The following is a 22,973-nucleotide window of genomic DNA, read 5'->3' as shown; positions in this document are numbered from 1 at the left end:
GCCGCACTGTATCGTTTAGCCCTGAGACGTACCGAGCCGTTCGCGGATGAGCATCTACGCGCTGGAAGCCGTTTTCGCCCCCAAGTCGGTGGCCGTGGTCGGGGCCAGCCCCCGCCCCGGGTCGGTGGGCCGCACCGTGGTCCACAACCTGCGCCAGGCCGGATTCGCCGGGCAGGTGGGCCTGGTCAACCCCAAGTACCGGCGGATCGAGGGCGTGCCGGCGGTGGCCTCGCTGCGCGACCTGCCGTTCGCGCCCGAGCTGGTGGTGGTGACCACCCCGGCCGAAACCGTGCCCGGGGTGGTCGCCCAGGCGGTGGCGGTGGGGGCGCGGGCGGCGATCGTGGTCACCGCCGGGCTTGGCCAGGGCCCGGGCTCGCTGCTGGAGCACCTGCGCAACGAGGCCCGCCCGCACGGCCTGCGCATCGTCGGCCCCAACTGCCTGGGGGTGATGGCCCCGCACGTGGGCCTCAACGCCAGCTTCGCCGCGCGCAGCCCGCTGCCGGGCGACCTGGCCCTGGTCTCGCAGTCCGGCGCCATCGCCGCAGGCCTGGTCGAGTGGGGCGCGGCGCGCTCGATCGGCTTCTCGGCCGTGGTTTCGCTGGGCGATGCCCTGGACGTGGACTTCGGCGACCTGCTGGACTGGTTCGCCCAGGACCCGAAGACCCGGGCCATCCTGCTGTACATCGAATCCATCCGCGACGCGCGCAAGTTCATGTCGGCCGCGCGCGCCGCGGCCCGCTCCAAGCCGGTGGTGGTGGTCAAGTCCGGGCGCCACGAGCAGGGCGCGCGCGCCGCCGCCACCCATACCGGCGCCCTGGCCGGCGCCGACGCGGTATACGACGCCGCCTTCCGCCGCGCCGGCCTGCTGCGCGTGCACGCGCTGGACGAGCTGTTCGCCGCGGCCGAGACCCTGGGCCACCTGCGCCAGGCCCCCGGCCGGCGCCTGGCCATCCTCACCAACGGCGGCGGGATCGGCGTGCTGGCGGTGGACCGCCTGGTCGACCTTGGCGGCACCCTGGCCAGCCTGGATCCGCAGACCGTGCAGGCCCTGGACAAGGTGCTGCCGCCGACCTGGTCGCATTCCAACCCGGTGGACATCGTCGGCGACGCCGACGCGGCCCGATACACCGCCGCGCTGGAGGCGCTGCTGGCCGACCCGGGCAGCGACGCGGTGCTGGTGATGAACGTGCCCACCGCGCTGTCGTCCTCGCTCGAGGCGGCCGAGGCGGTGGCCTCGGTGCTGGCGCGGCGGCCGCGCCCCGGCCACGGCAAGCCGGTGCTGGGGGTATGGCTGGGCGGCGGCCAGGAGGCGCTGGCGCGGCTGGACGCGGCCGGGGTGCCCACCTACGCCACCGAGGCCGACGCGGTGCGCGGCTTCACCTACCTGGTGCGGCAGCGGGAGGCGCAGCAGGCGCTGATGGAAACCCCGCCCAGCCTGCCGGAGGACTTCGTGGTCGACGCCGCCGCGGCGCAGGCGATCGTCGCCCGTGCCCTGGAGCAGGGCCGCGACTGGCTGGACCCGCTGGAGGTGGTGGACCTGCTGGGCGCCTACGGCATCCCGGTCACCCCGGCGTGGCGCGCCGCCGACGCCGAGGCCGCGGTCGCCGCCGCGCGGCCGCTGCTGGAGGCGGGCAAGCTGGTGGCGCTGAAGATCCTGTCGCCGGACATCGTGCACAAGTCCGACGTGGACGGCGTGCGCCTCAACCTGTCCAGCGAGGCCGCGGTGCGCGAGGCGGCGGCCTCGATCCTGGCACGCGCCCGTGAACTGCGGCCCAAGGCGCGGATCGAGGGCGTGACCGTGCACCCGATGGTGGCGCGGGCCAAGGCGCGTGAACTGATCGCCGGCATCGCCCACGACCCGACCTTCGGCCCGGTGATCGTGTTCGGCCGCGGCGGCACCGCGGTGGAAGTGATCGACGACAAGGCACTGGCCCTGCCGCCGCTGGACCTGCGCCTGGCCCACGACCTGATCTCGCGCACCCGCGTCAGCCGCATCCTCAAGGCCTACCGCGACGTGCCGGCGGCCGACGAGCGCGCGGTGGCCCTGGTGCTGGTCAAGCTGGCGCAGCTGGCGGCCGACGTGCCGCAGATCCGCGAGCTGGACATCAACCCGCTGCTGGCCGACCGCGAGGGCGTGGTCGCGGTCGATGCCCGGGTGGCGGTGGCGCCGCACCCGGGCCCGGCGCAGAAGGGCCCGTGGCATTCCAGCTTCGTGATCCGCCCGTATCCGAAGGAGTGGGAGCGCACGCTGGAGCTGTCGCAGGGCCGGCGCATGTTCGTGCGCCCGGTGCGGCCGGAGGACGAGCAGATGTTCCTGGAGTTCTTCTCCCGGGTCAGCGACGAGGACCTGCGCCTGCGTTTCTTCTCCGCGGTGCGCCACTTCAGCCACGAGTTCATCGCGCGCCTGACCCAGCTCGACTACGCCCGCTCCATCGCCCTGGTGGCGATCGACCCGGACAGCGGCGAGATGCTGGGCGCGGTGCGCCTGCTGGCCGACGCCAACTACGAGCGCGGCGAGTACGGGATCATGGTCCGTTCCGACCTCAAGGGCCTGGGCATTGGCTGGCAGCTGATGCGGATCATGATCGAGTGGGCCGGCAGCATCGGCCTGAAGGCGGTCGAGGGCCAGGTGCTGCGCGAGAACGTGACCATGCTGGCGATGTGCCAGCAGCTGGGCTTCAAGGTCGCGCCCGACCGCGAGGATCCCACCGTCATGGACGTGGTGCTGGACGTGGCCAGCGCCAACGCCGCCGCCTAGCCGCCTCGCGCCGCGTTCACGCCGGCCGCCTATCGTTCCGGCGAGGACGACGGAGGTGGGCCGTGATCGAGACGGACGTGCTGGTGGTTGGCGGCGGCCCTGCGGGGCTGACCGCGGCCATCTACCTGGGGCGCTTGCACCGCCGCTGCGTGGTGGTCGACGCCGGCGACAGCCGCGCGCGCTGGATCCCCGAGAGCAACAACTGCCCCGGCTTCCCCCAGGGCATCGCCGGCACCGCGCTGCTGGCGCGGTTGCGCGCCCAGGCCGAATCGTTCGGCGCGGTGCTCGAACACGGCCTGGTGGCCTCGCTGCAGCGCGGCGCCGACGGCGTGTTCGTCGCCGAAGCACCGGACGGGCGCCGCTGGCACGCGGCGGCGGTGATCCTCGCCACCGGGCTGAGCGACCGCCTGCCGGACCTGCCGGACGTGGAGCAGGCCGTGGCCTGCGGCGCGCTGCGGCTGTGCCCGGTCTGCGATGCCTACGAGGCCAGCGACCAGGCCATCGGCATCTACGGTCCGTGGGAGACGATCATCGGCCACGTGCCGTTCCTGCGCGGCTACAGCGCACGCCTGAGCCTGCTGCCGACCGATGCGGTGCCGGCGTCGCCGCCCCCGGACCTGGGCGTGGAAGTGCTGCCGCCCGGCGGCCGCCTGGTGTTCGCCGACGGCCGCTGCGGCTACGTGGTCGACGGCCACTGCCACCGCTTCGACACGGTGTACCCGTTCCTCGGCTGCGACAGCAGCGCGCACCTGGCGCGGCAGGCCGGGGTGGAGCTGTCGGACAGCGGCGAGATCCCGGTCGACGCCCACCAGCTGACCTCGGTACCGGGCCTCTACGCGGCCGGCGACGTGGTCAGCGGGCTCAACCAGATCTCGGTGGCGGTGGGCCAGGCGGCGATCGCCGCGCTGGCCGCGCACAACCGGCTGCCGCCGCGGCCGCGGGAACTGCAGCAGGAACAGGCGGCGGCCGCGGGACCGGGGGCGGCCTGAGCCGGCGCGCCGGGAGGCGGCGGGCCGGCGAGGGATCAGGCCGCGGGCACCCGGACGTGGCCTTCCATCAGCACGCGCGCGCTGCGGCTCATCACCGCGCGGGTCACGGTCCACTGGCCGTCGACCCGGGCGACCGAGGCGCCCACGCGCAGGGTCCCGGAGGGATGGCCGAAGCGCACCACCTCGCGCGCGCCGCCGCCGGCGGCGCGGTTGACCAGGGTCCCGGGCACCGCGGCGGCGGTGGCGATCGCCACCGAGGCGGTGCCCATCATCGCGTGGTGCAGCTTGCCCATGGACATGGCGCGCACGTTGAGGTCGATGTCGGCGGCCGCGATCGGCTTGCCGCTGCTGGACACGTAGTCGCGCGGCGGTGCGACGAAGGCGACCTTGGGCGTGTGCTGGCGGGTGGCGGCCTCCTCCGGGGTGCGGATCAGGCCCATGCGCAGTGCGCCGGCCACGCGGATGGCCTCGAGCTTCGCCAGGATCGCCGGATCGCCGTTGATCGCCGGCTGCAGCTCGGTGCCGGTGAAGCCGATGGCTTCCGCGTCCACGAACACGGTGGGGATGCCGGCGGTGATCAGGGTCGCCTCCAGCGTGCCCACGCCGGGCACCTCGAGGCTGTCGGCCAGGTTGCCGGTGGGAAACATGCTGCCGCCGTCCTCGCCTTCCTCGGCCGGATCGAGGAACTCGACGACCACCTCGGCGGCGGGGAAGGCCACGCCGTCCAGCTCGAAATCGCCGGTCTCCTGCACCTGGCCGCCGCTGACCGGCACGTGCACGACGATGGTCTTGCCGATGTTGGCCTGCCACACCCGCACTTCCACCGTGCCTTCCCGCGGGATGCGCGCCGGGTCGATGAAGCCGTTGGCGACCGCGAACGGACCGACCGCGGTGCTGAGGTTGCCGCAGTTGCCGCTCCAATCGACGAAGTCCTCCTCGATCGCGACCTGGCCGTAGAGGTAGTCCACGTCGTGGCCCGGGCGCGTGGCCGGGCCGATGATCACGCACTTGCTGGTGCTGGAGGTGGCGCCGCCCATGCCGTCGGTGTGCTTGCCGTAGGGATCGGGCGAACCGATCACCCGCTGCAGCAGGCGGTCGCGCGCCGGACCCGGCACCTGCGCCTCGGCGGGCAGGTCCTGCAGGCGGAAGAACACGCCCTTGGAGGTGCCACCGCGCATGTAGGTGGCGGGGATGCGGAGCTGGGGCTTGTGGCTCATGGATTCGCTTGCGCTGAGGGTAGGGGAGGGCGGGGCTCAGGCCCGGTCCGGGATCTCCGGTTCGACCAGTTTCGCCAGCATGTCCAGCGAGTCGCGCCAGCCCAGGTGGCACATGTCCTCCGGGATGGCCGCGGGAATGCCTTCCTGCACGATCCGCAGTTCGGTCCCTGCGATGCTGGGCTTCAGCGACACGGTCACGAGCATCTCCCCGTGCAGCCCGGGGTCGTCGAACGTGTCGGCATGCCGGGCCAACGCGTCCTCGACCAGCTCGAGGTAGCGCACGGTGAACGACTCGCTGCTGCCGGTGGAGAAGTTGGTGAAGGCCATGCGGTAGCCCACGCCGGGCTTGAACTCGAGCATGCGCGCGGTGAAGCCGTACGGCGGCATCCAGCGCACCAGCGCGTCCGGATCGGTGAACGCGCGGAACACCCGGGCCGGCGGCGCGGCCAGGATGCGGTGCAGGTGGACGGTGCCGGTGGCGGTCGTGTCGGTCATGGTCGTGGCTCCTTCGCAGTGGGTCATGTCACTGCGACGAACCAGTCAGGCAGCCTTCGACGCCTCCAGGAAGTCCTGGGCGAAGCGCTGCAGCACGCCGCCGGCCTCGTAGATGCTCACCTCCTCGGCGGTGTCCAGGCGGCACGTCACCGGGACCTCCAGGGCCTGGCCGTTGCGGCGGTGGATGACCAGGGTCAGGTCCGCGCGCGGGGCGCGGGTGCCGACCACGTCGAAGGTCTCGGTGCCGTCGATGCCCAGGGTCAGGCGGGTGGTGCCCGGCTTGAACTCCAGTGGCAGCACGCCCATGCCGATCAGGTTGGTGCGGTGGATGCGCTCGAAGCCCTCGGCCACGATCGCCTCCACGCCGGCCAGGCGCACGCCCTTGGCGGCCCAGTCGCGCGAGCTGCCCTGGCCGTAGTCGGCGCCGGCGATGATCACCAGCGGCTGGCGGCGCTGCATGTAGGTCTCGATCACCTCCCACATGCGCATCACCTTGCCTTCCGGCTCCAGCCGCGCCAGCGAGCCCTGGCGCACGCTGCCGTCCTCGTTGCGCACCATCTCGTTGAGCAGCTTGGGATTGGCGAAGGTGGCGCGCTGCGCGGTGAGGTGGTCGCCGCGGTGGGTGGCGTAGGAATTGAAGTCCTCCTCCGGCACGCCCATCTTCGCCAGGTACTCGCCGGCGGCGCTGGTCGGCAGGATGGCGTTGGACGGGGACAGGTGGTCGGTGGTGATGTTGTCGCCCAGCACCGCCAGCGGGCGCATGCCGCGCAGGGTGCGCTCGCCGGCCAGCGCGCCTTCCCAGTACGGCGGGCGGCGGATGTAGGTGCTCATCGGGCGCCAGTCGTACAGCGGCCTGACCGGCTCGCCGTGCTCCACGCGCACCTGGAACATCGGCGCGTAGACCTTGCGGAAGTGCTCCGGCTTGACGCTGGCGCGCACGATGGCGTCGATCTCCTCGTCCGCCGGCCAGATGTCCTTGAGCGTGACCGGCTTGCCGTCGGCGTCCAGGCCCAGCACGTCCTTCTCGATGTCGAAGCGGATGGTGCCGGCGATGGCGTAGGCGATCACCAGCGGCGGGCTGGCCAGGAATGCCTGCCGGGCATACGGGTGGATGCGGCCATCGAAGTTGCGGTTGCCCGACAGCACGGCCACCGAGTACAGGTCGCGCTCGACGATCTCCTGCTGGATCTTCGGGTCCAGCGCACCGCTCATGCCGTTGCAGGTGGTGCAGGCGAAGCCGACGATGCCGAAGCCCAGCTTCTCCAGCTCCGGCAGCAGTCCGGCTTCCTCCAGGTACAGCTGCACCGCCTTGGAGCCCGGGGCCAGCGAGGTCTTGACCCAGGGCTTGCGCAGCAGGCCGCGGGCGTTGGCGTTGCGCGCCAGCAGGCCGGAGGCGATCACGTTGCGCGGGTTGGAGGTGTTGGTGCAGCTGGTGATGGCGGCGATGATCACCGCGCCGTCCGGCAGCAGGCCGCGGGCCTCTTCCTCGCGCGCCGCCTGCAGCTTGGCCGGGTCGGCGATGCCGCGCTCGCCCAGCGCGCTGACCGGCAGGCGCCGGTGCGGGTTGGACGGGCCGGCCAGGTTGCGCACGACCGAGGACAGGTCGAATTCCAGCACGCGCTCGTACTGCGCCTGCGCCAGGTCGTCGGCCCACAGGCCGGCGGTCTTCGCATAGGTCTCCACCAGCTGCACCTGCTGCTCCTCGCGCCCGGTCAGGCGTAGGTAGTCCAGGGTCTGCTGGTCGATGTGGAACAGCGCGGCGGTAGCGCCGTACTCCGGGCACATGTTGGAGATGGTGGCGCGGTCGCCGATGGTCAGCGTGGCCGCGCCCTCGCCGAAGAACTCCAGGTAGTGGCCGACCACGCGCTGCGCGCGCAGGAACTCGGTCAGCGCCAGCACCACGTCGGTGGCGGTGATGCCCGGGCCCGGGCGGCCGGTCAGGCGCACGCCGGTGATTTCCGGCAGCCGCATCCACGAGGCGCGGCCGAGCATCACGTTTTCCGCCTCCAGGCCGCCGACGCCGATGGCGATCACGCCCAGCGCGTCCACGTGCGGGGTGTGCGAGTCGGTGCCCACGCAGGTATCGGGGAAGGCGACGCCGTCGCGCACGTACACCACCGGCGACATCTTCTCCAGGTTGATCTGGTGCATGATGCCGTTGCCCGGCGGGATCACCTCCACGTTGCGGAACGCATGCCGGCACCACTCGATGAAGTGGAAGCGGTCGGCGTTGCGGCGCTCCTCGATCGCGCGGTTCTTCTCGAAGGCCTGCGGGTCGTGGCCGCCGCACTCCACCGCCAGCGAATGGTCGACGATCAGCTGCACCGGCACCACCGGGTTGACGCTGGACGGGTCGCCGCCCTTGTCGGCGATGGCGTCGCGCAGGCCGGCCAGGTCCACCAGCGCGGTCTGGCCGAGGATGTCGTGGCATACCACCCGCACCGGGAACCAGGGGAAGTCGAGGTCGCGGCGGCGCTCGACCAGCTGGCGCAGGTAGTCGTCCAGGTGGGCCGGGTCGGCGCAACGCACCAGGTTCTCGGCATGCACGCGCGAGGTATAGGGCAGGCTGGCCCAGGCGCCGGGCTGCAGGGCTTCGACCGCCTCGCGGGCGTCGTACCAGTGCAGGGGGGTTCCGGGGAGGGGCTTGCGGTGCTTGGTATTCATGGCGGGCAGGTCGCTGGTCGCGCCGGCCTGCCTGCCGCCGGTGCGGAGCGCACCGGCCTGCCGGGCGGGCCGGGCATGGATCGGAGGACCGATCTTACCCCTGCGTCGCGCCACGACCCGCCGCCGGAGGCCGGAAACAGCGGGTTTGCGGCCTGAATGCGGGTCTCGTATTGATGCCGGCGATCAACGGATCGCCGCGGCGCTTCAGCCGCTGCAGCCGCCGCAGCACACCGAAGGCACGATGTGGATGGCCTGCTGCGGCACCGGGACGCCGGCGGCGGCGAGGATCGCCCCGACCTCGGCGGTGCCGGCGTAGGTGGCCACGCGCAGGTGGCCGCTGGCCGGGTCCAGGTCCACGAGGGCGGCCGGGTCGCTTTCCAGCAGGGCCTGCTCGATGCGTGCCAGGTCGACCCGCGTCGGATCGATGCGGATGTCCAGTTCCATGCGGGAATCCCCTTGGGGCCGCGTCGCGGCCGGGAACGGGCCACCCGTGCCTCGGCGGCACGGGTGGCGCGGGACTTACTTGGTGACGACCAGCTTGCCCTTCATCATGGCCGAATGGCCCGGGAAGCTGCAGAAGAAGCTGTAGTCGCCGCCGGCGGCCAGGGCCTTGCCGGGGAAGGTGATCTTGGTCTTCTGGCCGCCGCCCACCAGGTCGGTGTGCGCGATCACGCGGGCGTCGCCCTTGGGCACGTAGGCGTTGGCGGCGCCGGCCTTGATGCCGTCGCGGGCGATGCCGGCCATGTCGGCGGTCTTGCTGATGACCACGTTGTGGCCCATCGCGGTGACCGGCAGCTTGCCGGTGTGCGCCAGCTCGACGGTGATGGTCGGGCAGCTGGCCGAGACGGTGGCCTCCTTCAGGTCGAACTTCATGGCGTCGTCGCCCTTGAGCGAGATGGTGCAGTTGCCGGCGGCCTGGGCCATGCCGGCGGCGCCCATCAGGGCCAGGGCAGCGAGGATGCGGGTGCGGTTCTTCATGGTGGTTACTCCGGTTTGACGGGGATGGATGGAAGCGTCAGTCCGCGGCCAGCGTGGCGCGGACCTGTTGCACGAATGCGGGATCGGGCGCGATGCCCGTGACTTCGGAGCGTGCGACCTCGCGGCCCTCGGCGTCGAGCAGCACCAGTACGCTGGTGTGGTTGATGCTGCCGTCGTCGCGGAAGCGGTAGCGTACGCCCAACACGCTGGCCAGGGCGCGGACCGCGTCCGGTTCCGGGCGCAGGTAGCGCCAGGCGGCGGGCGTGCGGTGGTCGGCGGCGACCGCGGCCAGGGCCTGCGGGGTGTCGCGCGCCGGGTCCAGGGTGATGACCGCCACGCCCAGGCGTTCGCCGTCGGCGCCCAGCTGCTTCTGCAGGGCCTTGGCGTTCTCCAGGATCAGCGGGCACATCAGGTGGCAGTTGGCGTAGAACATCGACACCAGCTGCGGCCGGCCGTGCAGGTCGGACCAGCGCAGCGGCTGGCCGTGCTGGTCGGTCAGGCCGGCATCGACCTGGTACAGCGAACTGCCGGGCAGCATGGTCGCCGCGGGCGCGTCCGGCCCGGCCAGCGCGGCCAGGGCGACCGGCAGCGGCCCGCACAGGGATAGCGCCAGGGCCAGGCCCAGGGCAGTACGCAGGGGTTTGAAGTGGTGGTTCATGGCTGGCTCCTCGCGCAGCGGAAGCCCAGGTTGCCGAGGGTGGCAGCGGGCGTGAGGGCCGACAGCAGGACGAAGCGCTTGACCGCGCCGTAGTCGGCCGGATCGTTGAAGGCCATGGCCGAGGCGCCGCAGTACTGCAGGGCGTCGCCGTCGTCGCGGCCGCGGCGGTCGCCGCCGCCCAGCAACGAGGTGGCGTCGCCGGTCCATTCCCAGTAGGCGCCGTGCAGGCCACGGACGCCGTACACGTTGGCCGGGGCGTCCGCCGCGGCATCGGGCGCGTGCGGGGTGCCGTCGTTGGCCTGGCGCAGGCGCCACTGGCGGTCGTGGCGGGCATCGGCGCGGGTGGCGTCGGCGGCCGCGGCGAATTCCCACTCGAGGAAGTCCGGCAGGCGCCCGCCAGCCTCGCGGCAGAACGCATCGGCGGCGTACCAGTTCACGTGCACCACCGGTGCGTCCGGGTCCAGCCTGGCGCCGGGGGCGTCGGCACTTTCCCAGTGGCCCAGGTAGCCGGGACTGGAGAACAGCGCGGGGATGCGGTCGCGCCGCCACTCGGGGCGGCGCGCCACGAATGCGGCGAACTGGGCGTTGCTGACCGGGCGCTCCATCAGCTGGAACGGCGCCACCGGCAGCACCGGCCGCTCCTCCTCGAAGCGCACCGCCGAACGGAACGCGCCGCCGGGAATGGACCGCCATGCGATCCCGCCGCCGGACGCCGCGTCGGTGGCGGCGGCCCCGGCCAGGGCCGGAGCCAGCGCCAGGACGGCGGCGAGGGTGGTGGACAGGAGGGGCATGCTGCGGGACATGGCGGCGGCTGCGCTCAGTGCTGGTGGCCCTGGGGTTCGGCTTCCGGGTACTCGACGTCGTGCTGCTGGCCGGTGTAGATCTCTGGGCGCTTCTCGCCGTCGACCTTGAGGATGCCCAGCGTGCCCTTGTGGAAGGCGCGGAACAGGCTGTGGTCGACCAGCACGAAGTTGCCGGGCACGTCGGCCTTGAACTCGACGATGGCCGAGCCGCCGGCCGGGATCAGCGTGGTCTGCACGTTCTCCTGGTACTTGCTGCCGCCCTCGAAGTAGACCTTGTCGAAGATCTCGCCGATGACGTGGAAGCTGGAGGTCAGGTTGGGGCCGCCGTTGCCGACGTACATGCGGATCTTCTCGCCGGCGTTGGCCTGCAGCGCGTTGTCGCCGGTGAGCGCGCCGACCGAGCCGTTGAACACCACGTAGGTCGGATCCTCGGCGATGCCCTTCTCCAGGCTGAAGGCCTGCAGGCCTTTCTCGCCGTTGGCACCCTCGGTGTAGAAGTCGCCCTGCATGACGTAGAACTCCTTGTCCACCGGCTCCATGCCTTCCTCCGGTTCGACCAGGATCAGGCCGTACATGCCGTTGGCCACGTGCATCGCCACCGGGGCCATCGCGCAGTGGTAGACGTACAGGCCGGGGTTGAGCGCCTTGAACGTGAACTGCGTCTCGCGGCCGGGCAGGGTGAAGGTGGCCTCGGCGCCGCCGCCCTGGCCGGTCACCGCGTGCAGGTCGATGTTGTGGGAGAAGTGCGAGCTGTGGTGGTTCTTCAGCCGGAACTCCACCGTGTCGCCCTCGCGCACGCGGATGAAGCTGCCGGGGACCGAACCACCGAAGGTCCAGAAGTTGTAGGTGACGCCGTCGTCCAGCTGCATCTCCTTCTCGACCATCTCCAGGTCGACCACGACCTTGGCCGGGGTCTTGCGCGAGATCGGGGCCGGGACCAGCGGCGGCGCGGTCAGCTGCGCCTGCACGACCGGCAGCGGGGCATCGGAAGCCTTGGCCTTGGCGGCGAAGGCGGGAGCGGAAGCCAGGGCGATTGCCGCCGAAAGCGCGCCGATGGCCAGGTGGTGACGGATCTTCATGTTTCGTCTCTTTCGTCTCGTTGGGCTGCGGGACGAACAGTGCGCGTACGCCACCGGACGGACCTTGATTTGCATCAATCCGCTACCCGCGGCGGGCAGGACCTGCGCTCCACTTGACCCAGGTCAAGCCGGTGCATGGCGGCCGCCTGCGGGGGCTTGCGATTGACCACCATCAAGGCGCATGCGGCGGCCGGCGCGAAGACTGCCCGTACCCCGAGGCAACGCGCACGAGGCGCAGCCATGATCCGCAATCCCCTTGCCCATGCCCTGGTCGCCGCGCTTTGCGCCGCCGTCCCCGCCGCCGTGGCCGCGGACGGGCATGTCCATGCCGAACTGGCCACCACCGACCTGGATGGGGTGGTGGTGCTGGGCGTGGCCCCGGTGGCCGCGGCCACCTTCACCACCGATCCGAAGCTGCCGCGCCAGCCGGTCCCCGCCAGCGATGGCGCCGACTACCTGAAGACCATCCCCGGCTTCTCCACCCTGCGCAGTGGCGGCACCAACGGCGATCCGGTACTGCGCGGCATGTTCGGCTCGCGCATCGCCCTGCTTACCAACGACGGCGTGCTCAGCGGCGCCTGTCCCTCGCGCATGGACAACGCCATGTCCTACATCGCGCCGGAGACCTACGACCGCCTGACCGTCGTGAAGGGTCCTCAGACCGTGCTGTGGGGAGGCGGCGCCTCGGCCGGCACGGTGCGCTTCGAGCGCGAGATCCCGTACTTCGACCGCCCGGGCGTGCGTGCCCAGGGCAGCCTGCTGGCCGGCGGCAACGGCCGCAACGACCAGGTGCTGGATGCCAGTGCCGGCACCCCGCGCGGTTATGCGCGTGTCGCCGGCAACCGTTCGGAGGCCAGCGACTACCGCGCCGGTGACGGCCGCCGCGTGCCCTCGGCCTGGGGCAAGTGGAACGCCGACGCGGCAATCGGCTGGACCCCGGATGCGGACACCGTGCTGGAGCTGTCGGCTGGCACCGGCGATGCCGAAGCCCGCTATGCCGGCCGCGGCATGGACGGCTCGCGGTTCCGCCGCGACAGCCTCGGCCTGCGCTTTGAAAAGAAGCACATGGGTGGCGTGCTCGATGCGGTGGTGGCCAGCCTCTACCGCAACGAGGTCGACCACGTGATGGACAACTACAGCCTGCGCGACCCGGATCCGGATTCGGCCATGCCCATGCCGATGGCCAGCAATGTCGGCGACACCAGCGAGGGCGGGCGCATTGCCCTGACCTTCCAGCACGGCCGCTGGGAGGTGACCGCCGGCGTGGACGGCAGGCAGGGCGAACACCGCCGGCGCAGCGGCATGGGCCGCGACGCCTGGCGCCAGGCGCCCTGGACCCATGACGCACGCACCCGCACCGTCGGCGCGTTCGCCGAATCGCACTGGCACATCGACGAGGTGCACCACCTGATGTCCGGCCTGCGCGTGGACCGCGCCCGTGCCGAGGACCGGCGCGCGCGCACCGGCAGCGGCATGGACGCCATGCCCAACCCGACCGCGGGCCAGCGCCGCGGGGAAACCCTCGCCGGCGGCTTCGTCCGCTACGAGCACGACATGGCCGGGCGCTTCGGCTGGTATGCCGGCCTCGGCCACGCCGAGCGCATGCCGGACTACTGGGAGCTGTTCTCGCCCACGATGGGGCCGCAGGGCGCGGCCAATGCCTTCATCGGTCTGCAGCCGGAGCGCACCACCCAGCTCGACGCCGGCCTGCAGTACCGCGCCGGCAAGGTGGAAGCCTGGGCCTCGGTCTACGCCGGGCGGATCGACGACTACATCGTGTTCGACTATCTCCCCGGCGGGATGATGGGAGGCAGCACGCGTGCACGGAACCTGGATGCGGACATCGCCGGCGGCGAACTGGGCGCGGACTGGAAGCCGCGGCCCGGGCTGAAGCTGGGCGGCGCCCTGGCCTATGCCTGGGGCCGGACCACGGAGGGCGCGCTGCCGCAGATGCCGCCGCTGGAGGCGCGCCTGACCGCCAGTGGCGAGCGCGGTCCCTGGTCCTGGGGCGCGCTGCTGCGCGTGGCCGCGGCCCAGCACCGCAGCAATACCGGGCAGGGCAACGTGGTCGGCCGCGACCTGGGCCCGAGCCCGGGCTTCGCGGTGTTCTCGCTCAACGGCGGCTACCGCTTCGGGCATCGCGTGCAGCTGGCCGCGGGCATCGACAACCTGTTCGACCGCGATTACCGCGAGCACCTCAATGCCGCCGGCAACAGCGGTTTCGGCTACCCCTCCGAGCCGGAGCGCATCGCCGAGCCGGGGCGCACGGCCTGGATCAAGCTCAACTTCAGCTACTGAGCCGGATGTTGCCGGTGGCGGCGCTGTCGGGGACCGCCGCCGGATATCCGCACCTCATCGGTAGGCTTCCGGATGCAGCCGGAAGTGGCGCGCGCGTCGCAGGCAACGCAGCAGGCAGAGCGCGGTTGCCGCATGCGCCGCAGACAGGGCCAGGCCGGCGGCAAGCGTCGCCAGCGGTCCGAGGAACGCGGCCGGCAGCAGCAGCACTGCGACCAGGTGCAGGGCCAGGACGCGGCGCTTGTCTTCCTCCGGCTGCAGGCGGCCCACCGCGGGAATGCGCATGCCGCGCGGGCAGCGGCCGCGCAGGTCCACCCAGGCGATGAATGCAACGATCTCCAGCAGCATGCCGGTGACCAGCAGCGGCGCACCGACGCCCAGGCCCAGCACACCCGCAAGCATGGCCCACGCCGGTGCTTCCAGGCCTGGAGCGCCGGCTGCACCCGCGCAGGCCGCCGCGGCCGCCAGGCACAGTGCGATGCAGCCGGCGCACCAGAAGCGCACCAGCGCCGGATTGCGCCGGTGCGGCGCATGCCATTGCAGCCGCAGCACCGCCGCGGCAAGGACGCCGGCCTGCAGGGCGAGGGCCAGCATGACCACGGTCGTCGGCATGCCAAGCAATCGCGCCACTGCCGCGGCCAGCGGCAGGACCACCGCCGCCAGGGTCCAGGCGCGCTGCGCGCGTGGCGCCACCTGCGCGGTGCCCTGGAACATGGGCACGGTCACCCCGCCGACTGCCGCCAGCAAGCCAAGCAGCCAGCCGCCGCCACCGAGCATGGCGTGGGCGTCCACCACCTGGTCCAGGGGCAGCATGAGGTAGCCGCGCAGCACTGCGGTCGCCACCACGCCCAGCAACGCCGTCGCCGCCAGTGCCAGCAGCGCCGCGCCGATGCCCGCGCGCAGCAGCCGCTGCGTGCCCTGGCGCAGCAGCGCCGGCAGCGGCGGGGCGAGCACGGGCAACAACGATGCCGCCAGCAGGGGCGCCGCCGCGGGCAGCACGGCAGGCCAGCGGTACAACGCCAGCACGAACAGGACCAGGCCCAGGTTCAGCGCCGCATGCGCCAGCGGCAGCAGGCGCCCGGCGCGCACCGGCGTGCCGGCGGCCACCGGCAGGAACTGCAGCAGGCTGCCGAGCATGGCGTTGCCAAGCACGCCCAGGGTGAACACATGTACCAGGGCCACCACCGGCGGCGACCAGCGTCCGCCGTCCAGGAGGTGCGGGTCGGCGACCAGCAGTGCGCCGGCAACCACGCCCCACGCAGGCGCGCACAGCAGGAAGCGCAGCGGCCGCACCGCCGGCGGCGCGCTGGCGAAGGCCAGGCCGCTCACGCCCGTGCCGTTGCCGCGCCCGCAGCGGGCGCAGCGATGGAGCCGGCCCGGCTGCGCGGCCGCCGCCAGATCGCGATGCGGCAACCGCCTTCGGGCAGATCTCGCAGCCGCCATGCCCAGCCTTGCGCTTCCAGCATGGGTAGCAGGGGTACCGGACGGAACGGCGTCAGCGCCACCAGGACCGCGCGTACGGGCAGGACCTCCAGCGCATCGAGGATGCGCTGCATTGGTTCGGGTGGCGGCAGGTGGCGCAGGTCGAGCAGATGGGACATGGCGATCGGCGGGCGGGTGCGGGCCGCTGCACGTTCGCAGCGCGGCTGCCGCGGCGCATTGACGTGCGTCAGCCGCGTGCGCGGATCACGCCGCCGCCGCGGCGTCTTGACCCTGGTCATGGCTCGCTGGCGCTGGCGGGCCTAGCGTGCGCGCAACCCCACACTCCGGCTCCCCCATGACTGCCCAATACCGTCCGCGCCACGTCGCACCCCTGCTTGCCCTGGCCGTGCTTCCCCTGCCCGCGTTGGCCGCGCAGGACGCAGGCCCCGGCACCTGGCTCGACCTGCGCTACCGCCATGAACGCGTCGACCAGTCCGGCTTCGGCGAGGATGCGGTCGCCAACACCTTGCGCCTGCGCGTGGGCGCACGCAGCGCGCCGTGGCATGGCTGGTCGGCGCTGGCCGAGGCCGACGCGGTGCTGGGCCAGGACGATGGTCGCTACAACGACACCCGCAATGGCCGCCGCGCCTATCCCGTGGTCGCCGATCCGGCCGGCGCGGAGATCAACCAGGCCCTGCTGCGCCACGCCGGCACCCGCACCGTCGCGACCCTGGGCCGGCAGCGGATCAACCTGGACAACCAGCGCTTCGTCGGCGGCAGCGCGTGGCGGCAGAACGAACAGACCTACGACGGCGTGCACCTGCAGCTGGCCGCCACGCCGCGCCTGGCGCTGGATTACGCCTGGATCGGCGGGGTCAGCACCATCTTCGGGCCGGCCGACAGCAGCGCCTCCACCGGTGCCAACCCCTCCGACAGCAGCGGCGACAGCCATCTGCTGCGCGCCGCGCTGCAGCTTGCGCCGCCGCTGCGCCTGGTCGCCTACCACTACCGGGTGGAACTGGAGGACATGGCGGTCACCGCGGCCGCGCCGCTGGGCACCCTGGACAGCCGCACCAGCGGCCTGCGCCTGGAGGGAAGCCGGGGCCGATGGAGCTATGCGGGCGAATACGCGCGCCAGCGGGACCTTGCGGGCAACCCGTGGCGGCTCGACAGCCGCTACGTACTGGCCGAGCTGGGCTACGCCCTGGCCGGCGGCAGCGTGCTGAAGGCCGGGTACGAGTCGCTGGGCGGCGGCGAGGGCGAGGGCAACCGGGCCTTCCAGACCCCGCTGGCGACCCGGCATGCCTTCCAGGGCTGGGCCGACGTGTTCCTGACCACGCCGGCGCAGGGCGTGGACGACCGCTACGCGGGCGCCACCGTGCCGCTGGCCGGCGGCAGCCTGCAGGCCTGGTACCACGACTTCGCCGCCGAGCGCGGCGGCGGCAGCTATGGACGGGAGCTGGATGTCTCCTACGCGCACGCGGTACCGGGCGTGCAGGGCCTGACCGGCCTGCTGAAGCTGGCCCGCTACCGCAGCGACGACCCGGCTTACAGTGCCGACACCGGCAAGCTCTGGCTGCAGCTGCAGTACAGCTACTGAGCGGGACTGGCTAGCCGGCGGCAGGATCCGCTGGCGGCACCGCTTCCAGGAACAGCGCCACGCCCGCCGCATCGAAGGATTCCTGCAGCAGCGGGCTGGCCGCCAGGCACGGATCGGGAAGCTCGGGGCACTCGTGTTCCATGGTTCCTCCGCTCAGCCGCCGAGCAGGTAGAGCGCGCCTAATGGATGGTGGGCGCGGGCGATGCAGTAGGCCTGCAGGAAGCACAGCGCCGCGGCGGCCAGCATTCCCCCGCGCGCCCCGGGCCCGCGGCGCGGACGGAAGGCGAGGATGCCCAGCACCACGTAGCTGTCGACGAAGCCCAGCTTCACCAGCAGCCAGCCGTTGGCGTACAGCTCGTGCGGCAGGATGGTCAGCAGCATCAGCGCCGCGGTCAGCAGCACGGTGTCGATCGTGTAGCTGAGGTAGCGCGGCAACGCGTGCCGGGGCCATTGCAGGCCTGCCAGCAGCGATAGCCCGCGCAGGGCGAAGAAGCTGCCGCTGAGCATCACGGCGCTGACGTGGACGAGCTTGATCTGCGGATAGAACTCGATCATGGGAGTGGCTCAGCCAGGACGACCGTCGCGGCGCGGGGTGAGGTAGACATGGCCGATGCGCGCCACCCACGGCGACAGCGCCAGCAGCCAGCCGACCGCGGCCAGTGCCTGCCACAGCCCCGGATCGGGCAGCACGTCGGCCAGGATGCGCAGGGTGGCCACGACCTGGATCGCCACGAACGCGAACCAGGCGATGCCGTACATCCGCAGCGGACGCCCGGAATGGCCCTGGGTCACGCGGGTGACCATCGCCACCAGCAGGCTGCCGAAGAAGCCGATGAACAGCGCGTGCATCGGCGCACGTCCCAGGATGAATTCGCCGGTGAGCCCATAGGCCAGGCTCTGCGCCACGTACAGGCCGAAGGTCACCGGCAGCCATGCGGTGCCGATGAACAGCACCGCCAGCAGGCCCGGCATGCGCGCGCGCGGCCACCAGCGCCACACGGCCAGGGTGGTGAACGCCAGCAGCGGCGCATCGGTGGTCCACAGCCAGGCGTAGCCGTGCACCAGCTCCAGGGCCAGATGGGCCAGCGCCAGCACCCACACCGCCAGCAGCCACCACAGCGGCCGCCAGGCGCGGTAGCCGGGCACGGCATTGCCGGCGAAGAACGGGAACATGCGATGGGCGACGGTGACGTAAAGCGGCAGCAGCAGGCCGAAGCTCCCCAGCTTGATGCTGGCGAAGGCCCATTGCGCCGATGCACCCAGCACGAAGGCCAGGAACATGGCCAGGCCCAGCCAGCCCAGCAGCAACGCGGCGAAGCAGGAGCGGGCGTGCCAGGTGCGGCCGCGCTCGTCGACCAGCAGGCGGCCCAGCAGGAACAGCGCGGTACTCCAGCCCGCCAGTGCCATCCACAGGCCCACGGTCAGGCCCGCTTCCCAGCCGGCGGCCCCGAGCAGGATCGCCAGCTGCCCGCCCATCAGGCCGGCGCCCACCGGCAGGTAGTGGTGGCGCTGCAGTTCCGGCAGTCCCATCCAGCGCGGGAACACGGTCAGCAGGAAGCCGAACACGAAGCTGGGCAGCACCAGGTACTGCATCAGGAAGGCGTGCAGCCATCCGGCGGGAACCGGCAACTCCGGCATGGTCCACGCGCCCCAGCGCGCGGACACCAGCCACAGCGCCCACCACAGCATCGCCAGCAGCACATTGGCCGCGCCGATGAAGAACATCAGCCGGTGCGGGGCATGCGCGAGCCAGGCAGGCGAGGGCCGCGCATGGCCGCGGCGGGGCAGGGGAACGGTCTCGATGTGCATGGGCGCAGTCTGTCTCCCGTCCAGGGATGCCGCCTTGACCCAGGTCAGCCCGGAGCGTTGCGCCGGGTTTGACCAGGGTCAAGGCGGGAAGCGAGCGTGCTGCCTAACGTGCGGCCACTCCGATCACGCCACGAGGAACGCATGAGCCATCCCTCCGCCCAGGCCGATACCGGCGCCGGCCTGTCGCGCCTGGCCGCCATCAGCGCGGCGCTGCGCCCGCACGATCCCGGCGCGCAGGTGGCGCTGGACCCGGACCACGGCAGCGTCCAGGTCCTCACCGTGCTTGACCCGGAAGAAGTGGACCGCATCCTCGCCGCGGCCGGGATCCCTGTCGCGCCAACCCCGGCCGGTGCCGGCGGCGGCTGCGGTTGCGGCTGCTCCTGCAGCGGCGGCTGAGTTCCCCGGATGTCCCTCCGGGCGTGGCGCGCGGCGGCGCCCGCCCGGCGCTTGGGCCTGGGTTCATCGGCCCGGGTGGTACCATGGCGGCGAGCTCCGTGCTCCCACGCGCGTCCCGCGCGGCCTTGCGGCCCCGATTCGCTCCCTTCCACACCTGAGAGGCCCGCCCTGCGCGGCCAAGCCCGGGGAGCAGCACATGCCTGGCTACGAAACCCGCCAAGAACACGTCGCCATCGGCGGCCACGACTACCGCCTGCGCGTGCTCGCCGATCGCCAGCAGTTCTGGGATCCGGACGGGCACGGCGAGCGCCTGGGCATCTCCTCGGCGCAGTGGGCGCTGTTCGGCCAGCTGTGGCCGGCCGGGCAGCTGCTGGCGCGGGCGATGCAGGACTTCGACATCCGCGGCAAGCGCATCCTCGAGCTGGGCTGCGGCATCGGCCTGGCCAGCCTGGTGCTGCAACGGCGCGGCGCCGACGTGGTCGCCTCGGACATGCACCCGCTGGCCGAGGTGTTTCTGGCCTACAACGCCGCGCTCAACGAGCTGCCGGCGCTGCACTACCGCCACCTGCAATGGGACGCGCCGCTGCCGGAGCTGGGCCGTTTCGACCTGATCATCGCCAGCGACGTGCTCTACGAGACCGCGCACGCGCCGCTGCTGGGCGGGGTGATCGACCGCCACGCGCACGCGGCCGCCGAGGTGCTGGTGGCCGACCCGGGGCGCGGCAACAGCGCGCACCTCAACCGCCAGCTGGCCGCGCGCGGCTTCGCCCTGGAGGAGCGGCGCTGCGCATTGCAGCCTGGCGAGGCGCCGCCCTACCGCGGGCGGCTGCTGCACTACACCCGCGGCGTTCCCGGCGGCCAGGCATGAGCCGCCACGGCGCCCGGCACGCGCGCTGCGCGGCCGAGTGCAGCCGTTGCGACGCGGTGTGCTGCCGGCTGACGGTGGTGCTGGACGATGACGACCATGTCCCCGAACACCTGACCGAGCTGCTGCCCGGCGGGGCACGGGTGATGGCGCACGGCGCCGATGGCTGGTGCGTGGCGCTGGATGCGGAGCATCGCAACTGCGGCATCTACGACGACCGCCCGGATACCTGCCGGCGTTTCGTGATGAATGGCCCCTATTGCCGCTCGGTGCGCAGCGAACACGCGGCACGCGGGACGATCCCCCTGTTGCTGCGTTGACCATGGGCCCTTCTCCCTCCGGGAGCGGGGCAGCCTCCCGGCCGCGCCACCGGACCCGGCGGGGACGATGCGCCGCACCTCGGGCGCCCCGCGCCGCACCGCGCGGCACGTGCCATGTGGCCACCCGGGGAAAAAGAAGACGGGCCGCGAATGCGGCCCGTCCCTTTGCATCGGATGCCGGACTCAGCGCCGCGGCATGATCGCCGCCGCGGCCACCGTGGTGGCGGACGAGGCCTGGGCGCCGCGCTTGGGCGCCACCCACAGCCGGAACACGAACCAGGCCAGGGCCAGCGCGCCGACGCTGAACAGCGTGTCGGCAGGGACGCGCATCCACACCAGCAGGTCGATGATCGGCTGCTGCATGAACTCCGCCGAGCGCGCGAACCAGTAGCCGTGCTCGATCGCCGCGTCCAGCTGCAGGATGCCCAGCGGCAGCAGGGTGAACAGCGACATCCCGGCCAGGCCGATGTTGAGCGACCAGAAGCAGGTCTTCAGCAGGCGCTCGCTCCACTGCAGGTCGGGCTTGAGCCCGCGCAGGCAGAACAGCATCAGGCCGATGCCGAGCATGCCGTACACGCCGAACATCGCGGTGTGGCCGTGGTTGGCGGTCAGGTTCAGGCCCTGCATGTAGTACAGCGGCAGCGGCGGGTTGATCAGGAAGCCGAACAGGCCGGCGCCCACCAGGTTCCAGAACGACACCGCCAGGAAGAACATGATCGGCCACCTGTAGCGCGCCATCCACGGCGTGGCCTTGCCCAGCCGGTAGTTGTGCCAGGCCTCGAAGCCGACGTAGGCCAGCGGCACCACTTCCAGCGCCGAGAAGCTGGCGCCCAGGCCGATGACGGCGGTCGGGGTGCCGGTGAAGTACAGGTGGTGCAGGGTGCCGAGCACGCCGCCGGCCATGAAGATGATGGTGGCGAACAGCACCGCGACGGTGGCCGAACGCACCTGCAGCAGGCCCAGGCGGGTGAACAGGAAGGCGATCACCGCCACCGCGAACACCTCGAAGAAGCCTTCCACCCACAGGTGCACCACCCACCAGCGCCAGTACTCGACCATCGACAGGTGGCTGTGCTCGCCCCACATCAGGCCGGCCGAATAGAACACGCCTATCGCGACCACCGACAGGAACAGCAGGCCCACGATCGAGCGCGACTGCGCGCCCTTGCGCATCGCCGGCCACAGCGCGCGGCCGACCAGTACCAGCCACAGCAGCAGGCCGACGAACAGGAACCACTGCCAGAACCGGCCAAGGTCGACGTATTCCCAGCCCTGGTGGCCGAACCAGAAGTTGTGGGCCAGGCCCAGCTTCTGCATCACCGCCATCCACTGTCCGGCGAAGGAACCGACCACGATCACCAGCAGGCAGGTCCACAGCACGTTGACGCCCAGGCGCTGGAACTTCGGCTCGTGCCCGGAGATGGCCGGGGCGATGTACAGGCCCATGCCCAGCCACGCGGTGGCGATCCACAGCACGGCCAGCTGGGTATGCCAGGTGCGGGTCAGCGCGTAGGGAAGGATCTCGGCCAGGGCGAAGCCGTAGGCCTCCTGGCCCTCGACCTGGTAGTGCGCGGTGGTCGCGCCCAGCAGGATCTGCACCAGGAACAGCGCGATCACCACCCAGAAGTACTTGGCGGTGGCACGCATGGACGGGGTGACCCTGATCAGCGCCAGCGGATCGGACTTGGGCAGCACCGGCTGCATTTCCTCGCCGTGGCCGGTGGCGTAGTGCCAGCCCAGCAGGCCGACGCCGGCGATCAGGAACAGCACGCTGAACACCGTCCAGATCAGGAGGTTGGACGGCGGCGTGTTGCCGACCAGTTCGTCATGCGGCCAGTTGGCGGTGTAGCTGATCTCCGAGCCCGGACGCTCGGTCACCGAGGCCCAGGCCGCCCACCAGTAGAACGCCGCCAGCTGGCGGCGATGCCCGGCGTCCGGCACCGCGTCGTTGCGCATGGCATAGGCCTCGCGCAGCTCCGCCGTGGCCGGGTCGTTGGAGAACAGGCTCTCGTAGTGCGCGGAAACCTTCGCCATCGCCGCGGCGCGCTCGGCGTCGAGGGTGATGGTGCCGCTGTCCGCGTCCCAGGTGTTGGGCCGCAGCAGTGCCTGCACGCGCTTGGCGTACGCGGCCTGGGTCGGTTCGTCCAGCTGCTTGTACGAATCGACGCCATGCTCGCGCGCGGCCCAGGCATCGAGGATGGCCTCGGCCTCGCGGTGCAGCCAGTCCGCGCCCCAGTCCGGCGCCACGTAGCCGCCGTGGCCCCAGATCGAGCCCAGCTGCTGGCCGCCGATCGACTGCCAGACCTGGCGTCCGGTCTCGATGTCGGCGCGGGTGTAGACCACGGTGCCGTCGGTGGTGACCACCTGTTCGGGCATGGGTGGCGCCTGGCGATGGATCTCGCTGCCGACCCACAACAGGGCGGCGAACGAGGCGAAGAGCAGGACCGCCAGGCCTGCCCAGAGCTTGCGTGTTGGATCCATGATGCGGCCTCTCCGGGGAAGGAACGGCCGCATCTTCGGCAGCGGGGCCGGCGGCGGCCCTGACGCAGGTCAAGCCACGGACACTGGCGGTGCTGGAGCGGTGAGCCGGCGCAGTTGTCGCGTGACGGGGTAGGCAGTACGGGC

Annotated in this window: 21 protein-coding genes; 7 read left to right on the top strand and 14 right to left on the bottom strand. The window is 72.0% G+C overall.

The annotated features are described in order from the left end of the window. Positions 1-46 precede the first annotated feature (46 nt). Positions 47-2,758 carry a bifunctional acetate--CoA ligase family protein/GNAT family N-acetyltransferase gene (locus EIM48_RS03270; protein WP_125111066.1) on the top strand — a complete coding sequence of 904 codons (2,712 nt, stop codon included), beginning with the start codon at positions 47-49 and terminating at the stop codon, positions 2,756-2,758. A 62-nt stretch (positions 2,759-2,820) separates the two neighbouring features. Further along, on the top strand, positions 2,821-3,747 hold the full coding sequence (locus EIM48_RS03265) for an NAD(P)/FAD-dependent oxidoreductase (RefSeq protein ID WP_028914481.1): 927 nt from the start codon (positions 2,821-2,823) through the stop codon (positions 3,745-3,747). 35 nt (positions 3,748-3,782) lie between these two features. Here the strand turns inward: EIM48_RS03265 and prpF are convergent, their stop codons facing one another. The 8 genes from prpF to nirK form a co-directional block, all read right to left on the bottom strand. After that, complete coding sequence (gene prpF, locus EIM48_RS03260) at positions 3,783-4,964, bottom strand: 2-methylaconitate cis-trans isomerase PrpF (RefSeq protein WP_028914482.1); 1,182 nt, start codon at positions 4,962-4,964, stop codon at positions 3,783-3,785. A gap of 36 nt (positions 4,965-5,000) precedes the next feature. After that, positions 5,001-5,459 (bottom strand): SRPBCC family protein, encoded by a 459-nt coding sequence (locus EIM48_RS03255; RefSeq protein ID WP_125111065.1) that lies wholly within the window; start codon positions 5,457-5,459, stop codon positions 5,001-5,003. Positions 5,460-5,504: 45 nt separating this feature from the next. Next, positions 5,505-8,123, bottom strand: coding sequence for a Fe/S-dependent 2-methylisocitrate dehydratase AcnD (acnD, locus tag EIM48_RS03250; protein ID WP_125111064.1), 2,619 nt, complete (start codon positions 8,121-8,123; stop codon positions 5,505-5,507). 204 nt (positions 8,124-8,327) lie between these two features. Next, on the bottom strand, positions 8,328-8,567 hold the full coding sequence (locus EIM48_RS03245; RefSeq protein WP_125111063.1) for a hypothetical protein: 240 nt from the start codon (positions 8,565-8,567) through the stop codon (positions 8,328-8,330). A 75-nt stretch (positions 8,568-8,642) separates the two neighbouring features. Then, positions 8,643-9,101, bottom strand: coding sequence for an azurin (azu, locus tag EIM48_RS03240; protein ID WP_019398250.1), 459 nt, complete (start codon positions 9,099-9,101; stop codon positions 8,643-8,645). Between the two features lie 37 nt (positions 9,102-9,138). After that, positions 9,139-9,759 (bottom strand): SCO family protein, encoded by a 621-nt coding sequence (locus EIM48_RS03235; protein ID WP_125075822.1) that lies wholly within the window; start codon positions 9,757-9,759, stop codon positions 9,139-9,141. Continuing rightward, on the bottom strand, positions 9,756-10,550 hold the full coding sequence (locus EIM48_RS03230; RefSeq protein ID WP_233581614.1) for an SUMF1/EgtB/PvdO family nonheme iron enzyme: 795 nt from the start codon (positions 10,548-10,550) through the stop codon (positions 9,756-9,758). The genes EIM48_RS03235 and EIM48_RS03230 overlap by 4 nt, the downstream gene beginning before the upstream one ends. A gap of 26 nt (positions 10,551-10,576) precedes the next feature. Beyond that, positions 10,577-11,641: a copper-containing nitrite reductase gene (gene nirK, locus EIM48_RS03225; RefSeq protein WP_019398253.1), complete on the bottom strand. Its 1,065-nt coding sequence runs from the start codon at positions 11,639-11,641 to the stop codon at positions 10,577-10,579. Between the two features lie 240 nt (positions 11,642-11,881). Here nirK and EIM48_RS03220 point away from each other — a divergent pair, with 240 nt between their 5' ends. Continuing rightward, on the top strand, positions 11,882-13,939 hold the full coding sequence (locus EIM48_RS03220) for a TonB-dependent copper receptor (protein ID WP_125111061.1): 2,058 nt from the start codon (positions 11,882-11,884) through the stop codon (positions 13,937-13,939). 54 nt (positions 13,940-13,993) lie between these two features. On the opposite strand, the gene EIM48_RS03215 is transcribed toward EIM48_RS03220, so the two are convergent. Together EIM48_RS03215 and EIM48_RS03210 are read right to left on the bottom strand one after the other, a co-directional pair. Then, complete coding sequence (locus EIM48_RS03215; RefSeq protein ID WP_125111060.1) at positions 13,994-15,265, bottom strand: hypothetical protein; 1,272 nt, start codon at positions 15,263-15,265, stop codon at positions 13,994-13,996. Next, a complete protein-coding gene (locus EIM48_RS03210) occupies positions 15,262-15,657 on the bottom strand; it encodes a DUF2249 domain-containing protein (protein ID WP_233581613.1) in 396 nt (131 codons plus the stop codon). Before EIM48_RS03210 ends, EIM48_RS03215 begins: the two co-directional genes overlap by 4 nt. Positions 15,658-15,713: 56 nt before the next feature. Here EIM48_RS03210 and EIM48_RS03205 point away from each other — a divergent pair, with 56 nt between their 5' ends. Continuing rightward, a complete protein-coding gene (locus EIM48_RS03205) occupies positions 15,714-16,958 on the top strand; it encodes an alginate export family protein (RefSeq protein ID WP_125111059.1) in 1,245 nt (414 codons plus the stop codon). 10 nt (positions 16,959-16,968) lie between these two features. Here EIM48_RS03205 and EIM48_RS15655 read toward each other — a convergent pair whose 3' ends face one another. The 3 genes from EIM48_RS15655 to EIM48_RS03195 are packed head-to-tail and all read right to left on the bottom strand — an operon-like array spanning position 16,969 to position 18,767. Continuing rightward, positions 16,969-17,100 (bottom strand): hypothetical protein, encoded by a 132-nt coding sequence (locus EIM48_RS15655; RefSeq protein WP_255416918.1) that lies wholly within the window; start codon positions 17,098-17,100, stop codon positions 16,969-16,971. An 11-nt stretch (positions 17,101-17,111) separates the two neighbouring features. After that, complete coding sequence (locus EIM48_RS03200) at positions 17,112-17,513, bottom strand: SirB2 family protein (RefSeq protein WP_125111058.1); 402 nt, start codon at positions 17,511-17,513, stop codon at positions 17,112-17,114. Between the two features lie 9 nt (positions 17,514-17,522). Beyond that, positions 17,523-18,767: an NnrS family protein gene (locus EIM48_RS03195; RefSeq protein ID WP_037034251.1), complete on the bottom strand. Its 1,245-nt coding sequence runs from the start codon at positions 18,765-18,767 to the stop codon at positions 17,523-17,525. A gap of 141 nt (positions 18,768-18,908) precedes the next feature. Here EIM48_RS03195 and EIM48_RS03190 point away from each other — a divergent pair, with 141 nt between their 5' ends. The 3 genes from EIM48_RS03190 to EIM48_RS03180 all read left to right on the top strand — a co-directional run bounded on the left by EIM48_RS03190 (position 18,909) and on the right by EIM48_RS03180 (position 20,348). Beyond that, entirely contained in the window at positions 18,909-19,163 is a 255-nt protein-coding gene (locus tag EIM48_RS03190; RefSeq protein WP_019398260.1) for a hypothetical protein, read from the top strand. A 196-nt stretch (positions 19,164-19,359) separates the two neighbouring features. Further along, positions 19,360-20,031, top strand: coding sequence for a methyltransferase domain-containing protein (locus EIM48_RS03185; RefSeq protein WP_019398261.1), 672 nt, complete (start codon positions 19,360-19,362; stop codon positions 20,029-20,031). Then, positions 20,028-20,348: a YkgJ family cysteine cluster protein gene (locus EIM48_RS03180; protein ID WP_019398262.1), complete on the top strand. Its 321-nt coding sequence runs from the start codon at positions 20,028-20,030 to the stop codon at positions 20,346-20,348. Before EIM48_RS03185 ends, EIM48_RS03180 begins: the two co-directional genes overlap by 4 nt. A gap of 183 nt (positions 20,349-20,531) precedes the next feature. Here the strand turns inward: EIM48_RS03180 and EIM48_RS03170 are convergent, their stop codons facing one another. Beyond that, complete coding sequence (locus tag EIM48_RS03170) at positions 20,532-22,829, bottom strand: nitric-oxide reductase large subunit (protein WP_125111057.1); 2,298 nt, start codon at positions 22,827-22,829, stop codon at positions 20,532-20,534. Between the last annotated feature and the right edge of the window lie 144 nt (positions 22,830-22,973).

The organism is Pseudoxanthomonas sp. SGNA-20, from assembly GCF_003931635.1.
GTDB lineage: Bacteria > Pseudomonadota > Gammaproteobacteria > Xanthomonadales > Xanthomonadaceae > Pseudoxanthomonas.
This window is presented reverse-complemented; position numbering and strand designations above follow the sequence as displayed.